The sequence below is a fragment of the Musicola paradisiaca NCPPB 2511 genome, assembly GCF_000400505.1.
Classification (GTDB): Bacteria; Pseudomonadota; Gammaproteobacteria; order Enterobacterales; family Enterobacteriaceae; genus Musicola; species Musicola paradisiaca.
Genome location: NZ_CM001857.1, coordinates 926476 through 942374, shown reverse-complemented (window position 1 = coordinate 942374; position 15899 = coordinate 926476). Strand labels below are relative to the sequence as shown.

Annotated in this window: 13 protein-coding genes; 6 read left to right on the top strand and 7 right to left on the bottom strand. The window is 57.4% G+C overall.

Going from position 1 to position 15899, the window contains the following annotated elements:
* The first annotated feature begins 391 nt into the window (after nt 1–391).
* The 3 genes from DPA2511_RS04305 (at nt 392) to DPA2511_RS04295 (ending at nt 3058) form a co-directional block, all read left to right on the top strand.
* Complete coding sequence (locus tag DPA2511_RS04305; protein WP_012764467.1) at nt 392–1927, top strand: methyl-accepting chemotaxis protein; 1536 nt, start codon at nt 392–394, stop codon at nt 1925–1927.
* Between the two features lie 140 nt (nt 1928–2067).
* Nucleotides 2068–2451: a FlxA-like family protein gene (locus tag DPA2511_RS04300; protein WP_012764466.1), complete on the top strand. Its 384-nt coding sequence runs from the start codon at nt 2068–2070 to the stop codon at nt 2449–2451.
* Nucleotides 2452–2671: 220 nt separating this feature from the next.
* Nucleotides 2672–3058, top strand: coding sequence for a FlxA-like family protein (locus tag DPA2511_RS04295; RefSeq protein ID WP_012764465.1), 387 nt, complete (start codon nt 2672–2674; stop codon nt 3056–3058).
* A gap of 192 nt (nt 3059–3250) precedes the next feature.
* On the opposite strand, the gene DPA2511_RS04290 is transcribed toward DPA2511_RS04295, so the two are convergent.
* From DPA2511_RS04290 to DPA2511_RS04270, 5 genes are all read right to left on the bottom strand, one after another.
* On the bottom strand, nt 3251–3463 hold the full coding sequence (locus tag DPA2511_RS04290) for a DUF3820 family protein (RefSeq protein WP_012764464.1): 213 nt from the start codon (nt 3461–3463) through the stop codon (nt 3251–3253).
* Between the two features lie 4 nt (nt 3464–3467).
* Entirely contained in the window at nt 3468–5504 is a 2037-nt protein-coding gene (gene ligA, locus DPA2511_RS04285; RefSeq protein ID WP_194250219.1) for an NAD-dependent DNA ligase LigA, read from the bottom strand.
* Nucleotides 5505–5533: 29 nt separating this feature from the next.
* A complete protein-coding gene (gene hldE / locus DPA2511_RS04280; protein ID WP_012764462.1) occupies nt 5534–6961 on the bottom strand; it encodes a bifunctional D-glycero-beta-D-manno-heptose-7-phosphate kinase/D-glycero-beta-D-manno-heptose 1-phosphate adenylyltransferase HldE in 1428 nt (475 codons plus the stop codon).
* 215 nt (nt 6962–7176) lie between these two features.
* Entirely contained in the window at nt 7177–10026 is a 2850-nt protein-coding gene (gene glnE / locus DPA2511_RS04275; protein WP_012764461.1) for a bifunctional [glutamate--ammonia ligase]-adenylyl-L-tyrosine phosphorylase/[glutamate--ammonia-ligase] adenylyltransferase, read from the bottom strand.
* 126 nt (nt 10027–10152) lie between these two features.
* A complete protein-coding gene (locus DPA2511_RS04270) occupies nt 10153–11484 on the bottom strand; it encodes a CYTH domain-containing protein (protein WP_012764460.1) in 1332 nt (443 codons plus the stop codon).
* Between the two features lie 187 nt (nt 11485–11671).
* Between DPA2511_RS04270 and DPA2511_RS04265 the strand changes: the two genes are divergently transcribed.
* Nucleotides 11672–12286 (top strand): TIGR04211 family SH3 domain-containing protein, encoded by a 615-nt coding sequence (locus DPA2511_RS04265; protein ID WP_023638161.1) that lies wholly within the window; start codon nt 11672–11674, stop codon nt 12284–12286.
* A 231-nt stretch (nt 12287–12517) separates the two neighbouring features.
* The gene (locus tag DPA2511_RS04260; RefSeq protein WP_012764458.1) at nt 12518–13756 is read left to right on the top strand and encodes a multifunctional CCA addition/repair protein; all 1239 of its coding nucleotides are present in this window, start codon (nt 12518–12520) and stop codon (nt 13754–13756) included.
* Nucleotides 13757–13821: 65 nt separating this feature from the next.
* On the opposite strand, the gene bacA is transcribed toward DPA2511_RS04260, so the two are convergent.
* Entirely contained in the window at nt 13822–14640 is an 819-nt protein-coding gene (gene bacA, locus DPA2511_RS04255) for an undecaprenyl-diphosphate phosphatase (protein WP_012764457.1), read from the bottom strand.
* A 143-nt stretch (nt 14641–14783) separates the two neighbouring features.
* Complete coding sequence (gene folB, locus DPA2511_RS04250; RefSeq protein WP_012764456.1) at nt 14784–15137, bottom strand: bifunctional dihydroneopterin aldolase/7,8-dihydroneopterin epimerase; 354 nt, start codon at nt 15135–15137, stop codon at nt 14784–14786.
* A gap of 109 nt (nt 15138–15246) precedes the next feature.
* Between folB and plsY the strand changes: the two genes are divergently transcribed.
* Nucleotides 15247–15879 (top strand): glycerol-3-phosphate 1-O-acyltransferase PlsY, encoded by a 633-nt coding sequence (gene plsY, locus DPA2511_RS04245; protein WP_012764455.1) that lies wholly within the window; start codon nt 15247–15249, stop codon nt 15877–15879.
* The last annotated feature ends 20 nt before the right edge of the window (nt 15880–15899 follow it).

Below are 15899 nucleotides of genomic sequence, written 5' to 3'. Positions count from 1 at the left end.
CGATTTATTCATCATGAATGATGACTTATCCCTGTCATAACAATGTTAATAACAAATTTAATTTGTAGTTCTTTTATTAAGAAAAAAAACCGCCGGTGGCTATAACACAGATCTGGATTAATGAATCATTTAAAAAAAGCGTAATTACGAATGATTGTATTGACAATAACCAGATACGATGCATAAATTCCGCCTGTAAAAAATAAAAAAAATTTTACTTCAGGGCAGATTGTAAAAATCGTGCCCCGATTACGCTAACGCATATGTTGGCCTTTGGCGTAATTAAAAAACCACCTCTTAACCTGTGACTAAATCTGACCACCATGTCATTGGTGGTCCGCTGCAACGTATTTCACAGTATTGGTTCAATACATAGACATCGGGGTTTCTCATGAGAGTCAATTCACCTGTCACACAACAAGAGCATGTGCTGGATGCCAACACGACATTGATGTCAACCACGGATGTAAACAGTCACATTACTTATGCCAATTCCGCGTTCATTCACATCAGCGGTTTTGATGAAACTGAATTAATGGGCGAACCGCACAATGTTGTCCGCCATCCGGATATGCCCATCGAAGCATTTGCCGATATGTGGTACACGCTACAACAGGGTGACAGTTGGACCGGGCTGGTAAAAAACCGGCGAAAAAACGGCGACCATTACTGGGTTCGCGCCAATGTGACGCCGGTTTATCATAACAACCGGTTGACTGGTTATATCTCTGTTCGCAATCCACCGACACAGGAAGAAATCCGTCAGGTAGAGCCTTTGTATGAAGCCGTGCAGAACAAGCAAGCGCGCAACATCAAGTTCCACAAAGGTCTGGTTGTTCGCACCGGCGTGTTGTCCATTTTATCCCTCTTTCAGAAACTACCGGTCAGTTGGCGGCTGCGTGTCGCTGTTTTCGCCAGCGGCATCATTCCGGCAGCGCTGGCGCTGTACGGCGTCAACGCGGTAGCCATCGCCGTCATCGCCATACTGCTGATCGGTGGATTGGATGTATTCCTGCAGCGCCATATCGCCGTTCCGCTGAAAACGATTCTGCAACAAGCACAACAGGTAGTCTCAGGCCGCAAGTCGGATCATATCCGCTTCAACCGCGTTGATGAAATCGGGCTGCTGATGCGGGTCGTGAATCAGTTCGGGCTGAATCTGCATTCACTGGTTGATGACGTCGGCACGCAAATCAACGGGATGCAGGATGTTTGCCAGCAATTGGTCGACAACAACGAAGCACTGGGCCGCCGAACCGAAGAAACCTCCATGAACCTGCAACAAACCGCGGCGGCCATCGAAGAGATCACCGTTGCGGTACAGCAGAGCGCGGAAACGGCTACACAAGCGACGCACATGTCGGAAAGCGCCAGCCAGTCGGCACGAAAAGGCGGAGACATCATGCAAGAGACGATTAGCATGATGGAGGACATCTCCAGCGCCAGCCGTAAAGTAGTTGATATTATTGGCGTTATTGACAGCATCGCGTTTCAGACCAATATTCTGGCGCTGAACGCGGCGGTGGAGGCCGCCCGGGCGGGCGTACAAGGTCGTGGTTTCGCGGTCGTCGCCGCGGAAGTGCGCAACCTGGCCCAGCATTCCGCTTCCGCCGCCAGAGAAATCAAAACGCTGATCGACGCCAACATGACCAGCGTCATGAACGGTAACGCGCTGGTGGAAAAAGCCGGCAACCATATCAGCGATATCGTGAACGAAGTGCATCAGGTCGCGACCATGATTCGGGAGATCAGCAACACCACACAGGAACAGACTTCCGCGCTATCGCTGATTAATGATTCCATCGCCCAGATTGAACAGATGACGGCGGGAAATACCGACATGGTGGAGCAATCGATGGAAGTGGCGGCCGGCCTTAATAACCAGGCAACCCGTCTCACCGACGCTATTCATGTTTATGGTAAATAAAGAATCAGGTTATGGTAAAAAACCAAGCGGCAACAAATATAAACATCGCCAGCTTATAAACAAAGAGTCTTAATTAAACAATATTACTTGCCGAAAATGACTAAGCACCCTGGTGCAATCATTATATCAAGGGAGGAAACATGGCCAGTATCAGCGCGGTTTCTTCGAGCAGTAGTTCATCAAGTACCAGCTCGACCAACTACACGCAGAAGATTAACCAGCTAAACCAGAAGCTGCAGCAACTGACTCAGCAACTTAAAGAAGTCAGCAGTTCCAGCTCCACTGACACGACTGGTGTTGCTCAAACTCAGCAAGAAGCCATCCAGCAGCAGATCGACATGATCGAAGCACAGATCCAGCAACTTGAGAGTCAGCAAACCCAACAGGCCCAGCAAGCCCAACAGCAGCAAACGATGGATTCTGAGGAAGATAGCCTTTCCACCTCTTCCGATTCAGACTCCGCCAATAAAACTGAAGGCGTAAACCTGGCCAGCGGCGAAAACCAGATCGATATTTATATCTAAAGACGCTCATCACCGAGGCATAACCTGGTTATGCCTTTTTCTTCTTTGTTGCTCTTCATACTCATCCGAACGTAATAATAACTGCTGGAAAGCAATATCCCTTTACACTTATCCACCTACCCTGACAAACGCACGACAGGATACAGATAAGTCTTAACCTTCTCGCGAAATTGTATGTTCTATAATCAATACAAGAGTAAGGCCAGTGGGAGGAATCCATATGTCAGGTATCAGCGCCGTATCTTCGATAACGTCTTATAACGGAATATCTGATGACCAGAGCAACAGTCAGCTGATTGCGCGACTACAGCAAAAGATACAGCAACTCACCAGCCAGCTTGCCGGATTGACGTCCTCGACGGACGATACATCTCAAACGCAGGCGCAGGTGGTGGAATCTGAAATTCAATCGCTGGAAGCGCAGCTATCGCAACTGCAATCGCAGCAGTCTCAGCAAAATGTCGGCAGCAGTTCGGAATTGGCCGCTGCGGCGAACGACAGTAGCACAGGTCAGTCCGCCTCTGGCGGCAGCATCAGTATCAGTTCGATTATTGCCGACGGTGTGAATCGCCCGACGGAAAATAATCTGGTCAATGTTTATATCTGACCATCTCTGTGGTGCAAAAAAATCGCGCTCCGTGGAGCGCGATTTTTTTTACCGAAACAGGAAGTGGAATACCCCAACGCAGCGAGGAAATATAACGACCTGCGATTCGCCAAGGCCGGATGCAATAGCCCGAAACGGCCCTGATGGCGGCTTTTGCGGGCCAGTAACCGCGAATAACCGCAGCAGGTGCGCCTAACGCTTCAGCGGCTTAACCAGCCCTTGCAAGCCTTCCATCTTGATCGCCAGCGTGATTTGCATCAGCTCACCCAAGCGCCCAGCCGGAAATTCGCCTTTACGGGCAAACCACAGCAAATACGCTTCCGGCAGGTCGATCAACGCCCGCCCCTGATATTTGCCAAACGGCATCGGTGTATTGGCAATGGCCAGTAAATCGTCCTTTTCCATCAGCTTACTGCCCCAGCAGCCGCATCATTTCCACTTCATCAATCACGTCGATCCCCAGCGCCTGCGCTTTCGCCAGTTTGGAGCCCGCCGCCTCGCCCGCGATCACCAGATCGGTCTTCTTCGACACACTGCCGCTGACCTTCGCCCCCAGCGCAGTCAGGCGATCTTTCGCCTCATCGCGGGACAACAGGCTGAGCGAGCCCGTCAGCACCACGGTTTTACCCGCGAACGGGTTATCCAGCGCCCCGGCGTCGACCACCACCGGATCTGGCCAGCGCAGGCCAACCTCCGGGCCGATCAGTTCACGAATTATCTGCTGGTTATGCTCCTCATCCAGAAAATGCCGCACATGCGTCGCCACCACGATGCCGACATCCGGTACCTGCTGCAGCGTGTCCACATCGGCGGTCATCAGCGCGTCCAGCGTTCCGAAGTGCGCGGCCAGGCCAGCGGCCGTCGCTTCGCCGACATCCCGAATGCCCAACGCATACAGGAAACGGGCAAACGTGGTGGATTTGGCTTTATCCAGCGCATTCACCAGATTCTGCGCCGACTTCGGCCCCATACGTTCCAGGCGGGTAAGAATGCCGATGTCCAGACGAAACAGCTCCGCCGGCGTCTTGACGTATTCTTTTTCGACCAGCTGGTCGATAATTTTATCGCCCATCCCTTCCACATCCAGCGCACGGCGGGAAACGAAGTGCTTGAGCGCCTCTTTACGTTGTGCAGCGCAGAACAAGCCGCCAGTGCAACGAGTCACCACTTCACCGTCCACCCGCTCAACATCGGAACCGCACACCGGGCACTGCGTCGGAAACACCACCGGGCGGGCATCCGCCGGGCGATCCGGCAATACCACGCTGACAATCTGCGGGATCACATCACCAGCACGTCGAACGGCAACGCGATCGCCAATCTGGATCCCCAACCGGTCGATCTCATCCGCATTGTGCAACGTGGCGTTGCTGACGATAACGCCCGCCACCGCCACCGGCTCCAATCTGGCGACCGGCGTGATGGCGCCGGTGCGCCCTACCTGAAACTCCACATCGCGCAGCCAGGTCAGCTGTTCCTGCGCCGGGAATTTGAACGCCACCGCCCAACGCGGCGCCCGCGCCACAAACCCCAGCCGCTCCTGCAACGCCAAATCATCGACCTTGATCACCACGCCATCGATATCAAATCCCAGCGTATCGCGTACCGCTTCCACATGCTGGTAAAACGCCAGCACCTCATCGCCGCCGGTACACAATCGGATACGATCACTGACCGGCAACCCCCACTCGCGAAACTGCATCAGTCGCTGCCAGTGGCTGTCGGGCAATGAACCGCCCTCCATCAACCCCACGCCGTAGCAGAAAAAAGTCAAGGGACGTTTAGCGGTAATACGCGGATCGAGCTGACGCAACGAGCCTGCCGCCGCATTACGCGGATTGGCAAACACCTTGCCGCCGGTACGGCGCGCTTCCTCATTGAGCGCTTCGAAGCCTTTATGCTTCATAAACACTTCACCGCGCACTTCCAGGCGACGCGGAATGTTGTCACCCCGCAACCGCAGCGGTATCGCACCGATGGTACGGATATTGGAAGTGATATTTTCACCGGTGGAGCCGTCGCCGCGCGTCGCCGCGCGCACCAGCACGCCGTCCTCGTACAACAGACTGACCGCCAGGCCGTCCAGCTTCAGCTCGCAACAAAACCTCAAGGCTTCGTCGCTTTTCAGCCGATCGCCGATACGTTTCACGAAAGCCTGAAAACTCTCTGCGTCAAATACATTGTCCAGCGACAACATCGGGACTTCATGTTGAACGTTATCGAACCCCGCCAACGGCGTCGCTCCCACCCGCTGGGTCGGCGAATCCGACGTCACCCACTCGGGATGCGCCTGCTCCAGCAGTTTCAGCGCGTTCATCAGCTTGTCGTATTCCGCATCGGGAATTTCCGGGGCATCTTCGACGTGATACTTGTATTCGTGATAACGCAGTTGGGCGCGCAGCGCATCAATCTGCACTGCGGCGGCGGAGGTATCATTCATTGGCATCGGCTTTTTTTCTGACATGATACCGCCCGTTAGTCTCGGGTCAGGATGGTGTTGATAATATTGGTCGTCGAGCAACCGTCTTCAAAATTCAGCACCTGCACGTCGCCGCCATTCGCCCAAACCTCTTTGCTGCCGGCAATATCTTCCGGCTTATAATCGCCGCCTTTCACCAAAATATCCGGCAACACGCCGGCAATCAGGCGCTGCGGCGTGTCCTCTTCAAACGGCACCACCCAGTCCACCGCCTCCAGCGCGCCCAGGACGATCATCCGTTGCATCAGCGGGTTGATCGGCCGGGTCGGCCCTTTCAGACGACGGGTGGAATCATCGCTGTTGACCGCGACGATCAGGCGATCGCCCAGACGACGGGCATTCGCCAGATAAGACACATGTCCGGCGTGAAGAATATCGAAGCAACCATTGGTCATCACGATCCTTTCGCCGCGCTGACGGGCCAGCGCCACCGCCTGTTTGAGCTGTTCTTCGGTCATCACGCCAAAGCCGGTATCGGCGCGGCCACGCACCGCGTTCTCCAGTTCAATCGGGCTGACGGTGGATGTCCCCAGCTTGCCGACCACCACGCCTGCCGCCGCATTGGACAGAAAACAGGCTTCTTCCAGCGGTTTACCCGCCGCCAGCGACGCCGCCAGCACACCGATCACCGTATCGCCGGCGCCGGTCACGTCATAAACTTCCTGCGCCTGCGTCGGCAGATGCAACGGGGGTTTGCCGGGTTGCAGCAGCGTCATGCCCTGCTCGGAGCGAGTAATCAATAACGCGGAAAAGTCAAAATCCGCCAGCAGCTTCATACCGCGCGTCACCAGATCGTCTTCGTCTTTGCAACGGCCGGCCACCGCTTCAAACTCCGACAGATTCGGCGTCAACAGCATCGCACCGCGATAACGGGCGAAATCGGTGCCTTTCGGGTCGATCAGCACCGGCACGCCGGCGGCGCGCGCCAGTTGGATCATATTCTGCACATGCGCCAACGCGCCCTTGGCGTAATCGGACAGCACCAACGCGCCGATTTTCGGCAACGCCTGCTGAATACGCTCAAGCATCGGCTGCGGATCAACACGCTCAAAGCCTTCTTCAAAATCCAGCCGGATAAGCTGCTGATTGCGGGAAAGTACGCGCAGCTTGGTAATGGTGGGATGGGTCGGAACGGAAACAAAATCACACTTCACGTTCACTTCGTTCAGCCTGGCGCTGAGGGCGCGGGCAGCATCATCGATGCCGGTCAGCCCCACCAGCCGGGAACCGGCTCCCAGCGCGGCAATGTTCATTGCCACGTTCGCCGCGCCGCCGGGACGTTCCTCAATGGTATCCACTTTGACCACCGGCACCGGCGCTTCCGGAGAAATACGGCTGGTCGGCCCATACCAGTAGCGATCCAGCATCACATCGCCCACAACCAACACCGCAGCATGACGAAAATCGGGTAGCGTAACTTTCATTCCCTGGCTCCAAAAACAGGTTCATTTTTAACGCGCGCTATACTACCACAGCTCACACAACGACACCGTTTTCCGCACGAAAATCCGCGCACCAACAGGAAATAACCGGCCGGCGTCAGACGCTGAAACCAGAGCGAGAGGCCGTTCCCCTTTGTCCGAAAAACCACCCCGGCGTTGTACGCCTGCCAACGAGCGGCGCATCGCCGGTGACGGGGTCAATCCAGCCAGCGCGCCCAACTCTGTTGTACCTGATGGCGTTCAGCGCGGAACTGTTCAGCGCTCACCCTGCCGGGCAACTCCTGCAATGCCAGATGGTGGATTTCATCGCGCATAGTGATATAAGCCAAACGCAAGGCATCGGCTTCTTCGTCGGCCATCACGTCATGCTGCGCCATCAGTTCCAGAATACGCACATTATCTGACCAGCGCGTCAGCCTCGGTTCCTGCGCGGCGTAACGCAACATCAGATACTGCGCGATAAATTCGATATCGGTAATCCCGCCGGCATCGGCTTTGATATCGAAGCGGGCGGCATCTTTGCTGCCGTGGTGCTGACGCATTTTTTCCCGCATCTCCCGCACTTCGGTACGTAGCATCCCGGCATCGCGCTCACGGCACAGGATCTGCTGGCGAATGCGATCGAATTGCTGCTGGATGGCAGGTTCGCCGTATACCACTCTGGCGCGCACCAGCGCCTGATGTTCCCAGGTCCAGGCTTCGTGCTGCTGATAATCCTCGAACGCTTCCACCGAACTCACCAGCATGCCCGCTGCGCCGGATGGCCGCAGCCGCGCATCCACCTCGTACAGAATGCCGGACGACGTCCGGGTGCTGAACAGATGCATCACCCGTTGCGCCAGCCGCAGGTAGAACTGGCGGCCGTCGATACTGCGCTCGCCGTTCGTCACCGCATCGGTCGGGCAATCGATCAGGAACACCAGATCCAGATCGGAACTGTAACCCAGTTCCCACCCGCCCAATTTGCCGTACCCCACCACAGCGAAACCGCGCCCCACCGCCTCGGTCAGGTGAGACGGCTGCCCATAACGCGCCACCATCTGGCTCCACGCCTGTTGCACCACGGCGGCGATGATCGCCTCCGCCAGATAGGTTAAGTGATCGCTCACTTTCATCACCGGCAACGCACCCGCGATATCCGCGGCGGCAATACGCAAATGCTGAGCCTGTTTGAACTGGCGCAACGCCTCCAGCTGTTGCTCTTCGTCCTCTTCCGGCACGCGCATCAGATACTGACGCAGTTCGTCGGCATAGGCGTTTGGCGCCGTGGGTTGATACAACGTGGCGGGATCCAGCAATTCATCGAGCAACAGCGGGTAACGCGCCAGTTGGCTGGCGATCATCGGCGAAGCGGCGCACAGCCGGATCAGATGCTTCAGCGCCGCGCGGGACTCCAGCAACAGTTCCAGATAAGTGGTTCGGGTCACAATCCCCAGCAGCAGTGGCGTAATGCGGGTAATGATCACATCCGCCTGCGCATGGAGGCAGGCTTCGGCCAACAGCGCGGGCATTAAATGATCGAGCACATCCCGGCCGCGGGGGCCGATAGTACGGCGCGCCAGTTCGTTACGGAAATCCTGTATCCGGGACAACAGGTTCTCTCTCACCGCTACCGTTAACTCCGGCGTGAGGGCCGCCAGTTCATCGCCGTCCAACAGATCCTGCCACAGGCTGTTGTAATGGCCGTGCTCCGGGGTTTCACTGCCGTCCGGCGCATCATCGCCAATCAATTCGTCGAACACCCGGCGTACCGCCGACATCTTCTGATGTAAGCGTTCACTTAGCTGTGTCCAATCCGCACACGCCATTCCCCAAGCCAATCGCGCCTGGTTCAGCGCATCCTCCGGCAGGGTCTGGGTCTGCTCGTCGGCGATCGACTGCAACAGGTTTTCCAGCCGCCGCAGAAACAGGTAAGCGTCGCGCAAACAACCGACCTGTTCAGACGTCAACAACCCCAACGCCTCCACCTGCACCAGCGTCGGCAACAGCGAACGCCGTTGTAGCCCCGGCTCGCGTCCGCCGCGGATCAACTGGAACACCTGGGTAATAAACTCGACCTCGCGGATACCGCCCGCCCCCAGCTTGATGTTGTTGCGTAAATCACGGCGACGGACTTCGCGGGCAATCATGCTCTTCATATTGCGCAGCGACTGAATCACGCTGAAATCGATATACCGACGGAACACAAAGGGCCTGAGCATATTGGTCAGTTCCTGGCTATAGGCGTCGTCGCCACCGCCCATCAGGCGCGCCTTCACCATGGCGTAACGCTCCCAATCGCGCCCCTGTTCCTGATAGTAGTCTTCCAGCGCGGCGAAGCTCATTACCAGCGGGCCGCTGTCGCCGAACGGCCGCAGACGCATGTCTACCCGGTAGACAAAACCATCCGCGGTCTGTTGATCGAGCGCTTTGATCAGGCGCTGTCCCAGGCGGGTAAAAAACTGCGCGTTGTCCAGTTCACGCCGTCCGCCGCGGGTTTGTCCGTTTTCCGGGTAAGCAAAAATCAGATCGATATCGGAAGAAAAGTTCAGTTCGCCGCCGCCCAGTTTGCCCATCCCCAGAATCAACAGCGGCTGCGGCGCGCCTTCGGCATTGCACGGCGTCCCCCATTCCCGGCAACAGAGGTCATACAGCCAGTCACGCGCCGACACGATCAGCGTTTCCGCCAACACGCTCAATTGGGTCAGCGTCTGTTCCGTGGTACTGATGCCGAGCCACTGCCCCCAGGCGATGCGCACCAGCATCCGTCGGCGGAACACACGTAAGGCCCGCATCAACGCATTTTCATCAGCCACATCGCCGGTTTCCGCCGCCAACCAGTCAGCATACTGCCGCCACTCGTCCGGCTGCGGCGCCTGCTGCAACAACGCGTGCCCCCAGGCCGGATAGCGACCCAACGCTTCGACGACGAAGTCGCTGTTCGCCGCCACGGCGCTGGCGTCCGGCGGCATCGTTTCCGCCATGTCGGTTAGCCGGGAAACTGCCCGGCGGGCCTGTTCAATCAAGGGGGCAGACAAAGGAAACTGCGGTCTGGAGTGACTGGGCATAACGATATCCTTGTAATAACGTCCGGTTGGCGCCGTGGAGCAAGGCGGCATCTGCGGTGGAATAGGCGGCAACGGGGCCATGTAAAGCACTGCCGGGGGATCCCCCCCGGCGTCGACCAACACCGATTACTGACCGCTGTGCAGCCAGAATTGTGGCTGTGAAATGGCGGCCCTGCGGCATGCTTCCAGCAGATCCGGCACCGGGCTATCCGACGGCAGCTCGGCGATCATCCGATTCAGTTCGTGCCACAGCCTGAGATACTGCCGAACCGACGCCTCCGGGTAAAAGCCCCCCAGCAGTAGGAAAGCGAACAAACCGCGCTGCAGACGCGGCAGTTGCTGCGCATAATGCAAAGCATCGAGCGGGCGACCGAAACTGGTTTTCAGATCCGCCAGACAGCGGCTCATCATGATATCGGCGAAACGTTTATACGCGCTTTGCAGCCGCATGCGCTCACGATTATCCATGTGCTGACGCCAGCCATCCTCCAGCAACCAGGACACCAGCACCATTTTGTCTTTCAGATAGTGACTCTGGTAACACAACGGCTCCGCATCCGGTGATGACTCCACCAACGCTTCCAGATTATTCAGCGCGGCGCGGAACAGCGTCGTCACCTTGCGCGGCACCACGCCGCCCACCAACACCAACAGTTCGCGCATCATGCCTGCGGCGTCGCGTAACGACAGACGCGCTTCGCTGTCGCCCCGCGCCCACAGCTCCTCATGGTATTGCCAGTGAGCGAGCGCATACTCCAACCCGGCGGCGATCCCCTGATCGAGCGTCATTTTCGCTTCCGTCGGCACAATCCCCAACGGACGCCGTTCCCGCGGCGGGTTGCCCTTCGCGAGGTGATACCCGCGCGCCGCCTTGCTCAGGCTGCCCTGACGCAGACCGCCGATGTCCACCAGTTCGTCGGCAAAGGACAGCAAATCCTCCTGCCGACCGACTTTCAACTCCAGCTCAAGCTCGCAAATCGGTTCACGCTGTTCCCCCGCAACGACTTCACCACGGTCGAATGCCACCTCGAGCACGCTCTGACGGTAAGTCACCGCCCATACTTCCCGGGAAAAATCCGTACTGAACAATGGGTTAAGGGCCGACGCCAACCACGCGACGTCACATCCCTCCGGCCAGATCTCGGCCGGCAACAGCGCGACGGCCAGCTCCGGCCCGGTCAACGCCACATTGTATTCCGGGTGCTGATGCAGCCCACCCACCACTTTTCCGGCGGTTTTCGCCGTCATTTCGTAGCGGCCGTTTTCCCCGCGAACCCGTAGACCAATGCCGTTAGCGCGCAAATAGCCGTCCGGGGTTTCGTAGTAAATGTTGGCCAGATGGCAGGCCTGCAGGCGGTTGCAATGGCTGAACTCGCTCTGCCAATGATTCAGTTGTTCGCGCAGGGCGTCGACGGAATCGGGATGGACAATAAATTTTAATTCAATCTCTTCACTCATGGTCTGTTGCACCGGATGCTGCGGAAATGCCGCCAGTAAATAACATTTTACTTTCGGTTGCCACTGTTGCCGCACGCAGCCCGCCGAACCAGGCAAGATAGGAGAGTTCTCATTCAGGTTTTGCGCCCGTCTCGTCAGACTTAGCCCGCTAACCACTCACTCAGAGACGGAATAACTTATTGATATGATGAAAAAATTAATCTTACTCTCCATCAGCCTGTCCACGTTGCTGCTCGCCTTTGGCCTACGCGCCGAAGAAAAACGCTATATTTCCGACGATCTGACCACCTATAGCCGTAGCGGCCCCGGCAACCAATACCGTATCGTCGGCGCGCTAAACGCCGGGGAAACCGTCACCGTCCTCGGCATCAATCGTGACGCAGGCTACGCCCAGATCCGCGATGACAAAGGCCGCGCCAGCTGGATTGCGCTTGACCAACTCAGCGAAACCCCCAGTCTGAAAGCCCGGGTTCCTGAACTGGAGCACCAGGTACAGACCCTGACGGATCAGCTCAACCGCATCAATGGCGACTGGAATCAACGCACCGCCGGCCTGCAGCAGAAAGTGGGCGCCAGCGACAGCGCCATCACCGAACTGCAGCGGGAAAATCAGGATCTGAAAACCCAGTTAGAGGTCGCACAGAAAAAACTCAACGCCGCCAGCCTGCAATTGGACGACAAGCAACGCATGCTGATCATGCAGTGGTTTATGTACGGCGGCGGCGTGGCCGGCGGTGGTCTACTGTTGGGGCTGCTGCTGCCGTATCTGATGCCGCGCCGCAAAAAAGCCGAACGCTGGTAGCCAACCCCCGTCAGCGCACAGGTCTGACGGGCCCGCGCCGTTTTCAACCCTGTTTCGATCCCCCAAACACGTTCCGATCTCCCCAAAGAGGCGAGCCGCCTCGCGTTTCATTTTTCTCGCCATTGAGATGCAACACGGGTTAGTCAACAATACGCATTGAAACAGTTTGCATTGCCCGGAACGGGGCCGAATTCGGCCGGTTGACGGGCATCACCATATCGGGAGACGGGTTTGAATATATACCTCGTGGGGGGCGCCGTGCGTGACAACCTGCTGGAGCGTCCGGTGACAGAACGCGACTGGGTGGTGGTCGGCGCCACCCCGGAAGCGATGCTGCAACAAGGCTATCAACAGGTCGGGCGGGATTTCCCGGTATTCCTGCATCCGGAAACCAAAGAGGAATACGCGCTGGCGCGTACCGAACGCAAATCCGGCCACGGGTATACCGGCTTTGTCTGTCAGGCGACGCCCGATATTACGCTGGAGGAGGATCTGCTGCGACGGGATCTGACCATTAACGCTATCGCGCAGGATGATGCCGGGCGGTTGATCGACCCTTACGGCGGCCAGCAGGATTTGCAGGATCGCATCCTGCGCCATGTCTCCGATGCGTTTAGCGAAGATCCGCTGCGCGTGTTGCGGGTCGCGCGCTTCGCCGCCCGTTATGCCCATCTGGGGTTTCATATCGCCGAAGAAACCCTGACGCTGATGCAGATGATGACCCGCGCCGGCGATCTGGATTATCTGACGCCGGAGCGCGTATGGAAGGAAACGGAAAAAGCGCTCGGCACGGATGCTCCGCAGGTTTACTTTCAGGTACTGCGCGATTGCGGCGCGTTGGCGGTGTTGTTCCCAGAAATCGACCGGCTCTACGGCGTACCGGCGCCGGCCAGATGGCACCCGGAAATCGACACCGGTATCCATGTCATGATGAGTCTGTCTATGGCGGCGCGCCTCAGCCCGGATATCGACATCCGTTTCGCCGTGCTGTGCCACGATGTGGGCAAGGGCCTGACCCCGCAAGCCTTATGGCCCCGTCATCACGGTCACGGGCCGGCAGGCGTACCGTTGGTGCAGGCACTGTGTCAGCGTTTGCGCGTTCCCAACGCGCCGCGCGATCTCGCTTGTCTGGTGACGGAATACCACGATCTGGTGCATACCGTGCAGATTCTGCGGCCGCAAACGCTGCTGAAACTGTTCGACGCCATCGACGTATGGCGTAAACCGCAACGACTGGAGCAGTTGATCATCAGCAGTGAGTCGGACGCACGCGGCCGGGCCGGCTTCGAACAGAATCCCTACCCGCAGGGCGACTATCTGCGCGAGGCGTTCAGGATTGCCAGTCAAGTCACCAGTGCGGAGGTGGTGGCCGCCGGGTTCCGTCACGGCGCGATCCGTGAAGAGATGCATCGTAGACGTCATCAGGCGCTGGAGAACTGGAAAGCCAGCCAGTCGACGCCGGCCGAGTAACCCGGAACAACACACAGCGGGCGCATGCCGACGTTCGATGTCAGAATGCGCCCAGCGCCGGGAAATTACATGAACACCAGCCAGACAGCGGCGGCGACGATAAAGCGATAAATCGCGAAAGGAATAAACGAAATACGTTTGATCAACTGCAGGAACGTTTTGATGGCGATCATCGCCACCACGAATGCGGTAACGAAACCCACGGCAAATACGGGTAAATCCGCCAGCGACAGGAAGTGCCAGCTTTTGTACAGATCCAGCGCGCTGGCCCCCAGCATCATCGGTACCGCCAGAATAAAGGAGAACTCGGAAGCGGCATAACGGCTCACGCCGAACAACATCCCCCCCGAAATGGTCGCGCCGGAACGCGAGAAGCCCGGCCACAGCGCCAGACACTGGAAACAACCAATCAGAAACGCCTGTCCGTAAGTGATGTCGTCCAGCCCTTCGGCGCGAGGGCGCGTTGGGCGTACCCACTCGGCGAGCAGTAACAGGATCCCTCCGGCGACCAGCGCGTAGGAGACCGTTGTCGGGTTGAACAGCGTCTTGATGGCATCATGAAACACCAGCCCCAGCACCACGGCCGGGATCATCGCCAGCAGGATATGCCCCAGCGTCAGATGCCCATTCCCCCGCCCTTCATGCGGAACTTGCCCGAAATGGATGCCAATCAGCCCGAACAGCCGGCGCCAGAACACCACCACCACCGCCAGAATCGACCCCAATTGGATAATGACTTCAAATGTTTTAGCCGTATCGCCCTCAAACCCCAACAGATGACCGACAATGATCATGTGTCCGGTCGACGATACCGGTAAAAACTCGGTGAGCCCTTCCACAATCCCCAGAATGAACGCCACCAGCAACGTATGTACATCCGCCATGAAACCCACTCCCCTGCACATAAAAAAGCGGCGCTGATCATCGCAGGCCGCAACGGTTCGACTCCGTGAATACGGAGCGCCCTAAAATAATAGGATTACCTTTTGTTTACCTTAAGAAAAAAGCGGGTTTATGTAACAATCCGTCACCGATTACCACGTTCAATCACCACCCCGACCGTGCGCGCCTGCGCCACTGCGCCCGGCTTCCCAACCCGAATGCGCAGCCAGGTAATCCCGAAACGCGACATCAGCATGGCGGCAACCTCTTCCGCCACCCGCTCCACCAACGCAAAACGCCCGCCGCTCACCAGCGCGATCACCGCCTCGCTGACATCGGCATAACTCAGGCAGTCGCTGACATCATCACTGGCCGCCGCTTTGCGGTTATCCCACGCCATTTCGATATCGAACACCAGCTTTTGCTGAATAGTCTGTTCCCAGTCATAAACACCAATGGTGGTGATCACGCTAAGTTCTTCGATAAATACGATATCCATCACGCCATACCCTGTTTTTGCCTCGGCTGGATACCACTTCCAGCGGAAAGTGCGTATTATCCACAGATAACGAAACGAAAACGACCCCCCTATTAAACGGAAGCCGGTTATGAGTGTTATCGCGCCTGGAATGATTCTCGTCGCCTATTTGTGTGGCTCAATCTCCAGTGCGATTCTGGTATGCAGGATCGCCGGTCTGCCGGATCCCCGGGAGCAAGGCTCAGGCAATCCCGGTGCAACCAACGTGCTGCGTATCGGCGGCAAAGCCGCCGCGGCTACGGTGCTGGTTTTCGACGTGTTGAAAGGTATGTTGCCGGTATGGGGCGCCTATCTGCTGGGCAGCAGCCCGCTTTATCTGGGCCTGACGGCCATTGCCGCCTGCCTCGGCCATATCTACCCCGTTTTCTTTCAGTTTCGCGGCGGCAAAGGCGTCGCCACTGCGTTCGGTGCCATCGCGCCGATTGGCTGGGATCTCACCGGCCTGATGAGCGGCACCTGGCTGTTGACTGTGCTGCTGAGTGGTTACTCATCGTTGGGTGCCATCGTCAGCGCGCTGATCGCCCCTTTTTATGTCTGGTGGTTCAAGCCTCAGTTTACCTTCCCGGTCGCGATGCTCTCTTGCCTGATCCTGATGCGTCACCATGACAATATCCAACGCCTGTGGCGTGGCCAGGAAAGCCGGATCTGGAAAAAACTGCGGACAAAAAAAACGGCGGGAGCCCCTCCCGCCGACAAACAGTAACCCTTATTCAACCAGCGGCC

Coding starts and splice junctions, on each gene's coding strand:
- DPA2511_RS04295 (WP_012764465.1), top strand. CDS start 2,672: ATGTCAGGTATCAGCGCCGTATCTTCGATAACGTCTTATAACGGAATA.
- folB (WP_012764456.1), bottom strand. CDS start 15,137: ATGGATATCGTATTTATCGAAGAACTTAGCGTGATCACCACCATTGGT.
- DPA2511_RS04305 (WP_012764467.1), top strand. CDS start 392: ATGAGAGTCAATTCACCTGTCACACAACAAGAGCATGTGCTGGATGCC.
- DPA2511_RS04300 (WP_012764466.1), top strand. CDS start 2,068: ATGGCCAGTATCAGCGCGGTTTCTTCGAGCAGTAGTTCATCAAGTACC.
- hldE (WP_012764462.1), bottom strand. CDS start 6,961: ATGAAAGTTACGCTACCCGATTTTCGTCATGCTGCGGTGTTGGTTGTG.
- plsY (WP_012764455.1), top strand. CDS start 15,247: ATGAGTGTTATCGCGCCTGGAATGATTCTCGTCGCCTATTTGTGTGGC.
- DPA2511_RS04290 (WP_012764464.1), bottom strand. CDS start 3,463: ATGGAAAAGGACGATTTACTGGCCATTGCCAATACACCGATGCCGTTT.
- bacA (WP_012764457.1), bottom strand. CDS start 14,640: ATGGCGGATGTACATACGTTGCTGGTGGCGTTCATTCTGGGGATTGTG.
- glnE (WP_012764461.1), bottom strand. CDS start 10,026: ATGCCCAGTCACTCCAGACCGCAGTTTCCTTTGTCTGCCCCCTTGATT.
- DPA2511_RS04265 (WP_023638161.1), top strand. CDS start 11,672: ATGAAAAAATTAATCTTACTCTCCATCAGCCTGTCCACGTTGCTGCTC.
- DPA2511_RS04270 (WP_012764460.1), bottom strand. CDS start 11,484: ATGAGTGAAGAGATTGAATTAAAATTTATTGTCCATCCCGATTCCGTC.
- ligA (WP_194250219.1), bottom strand. CDS start 5,504: ATGCCAATGAATGATACCTCCGCCGCCGCAGTGCAGATTGATGCGCTG.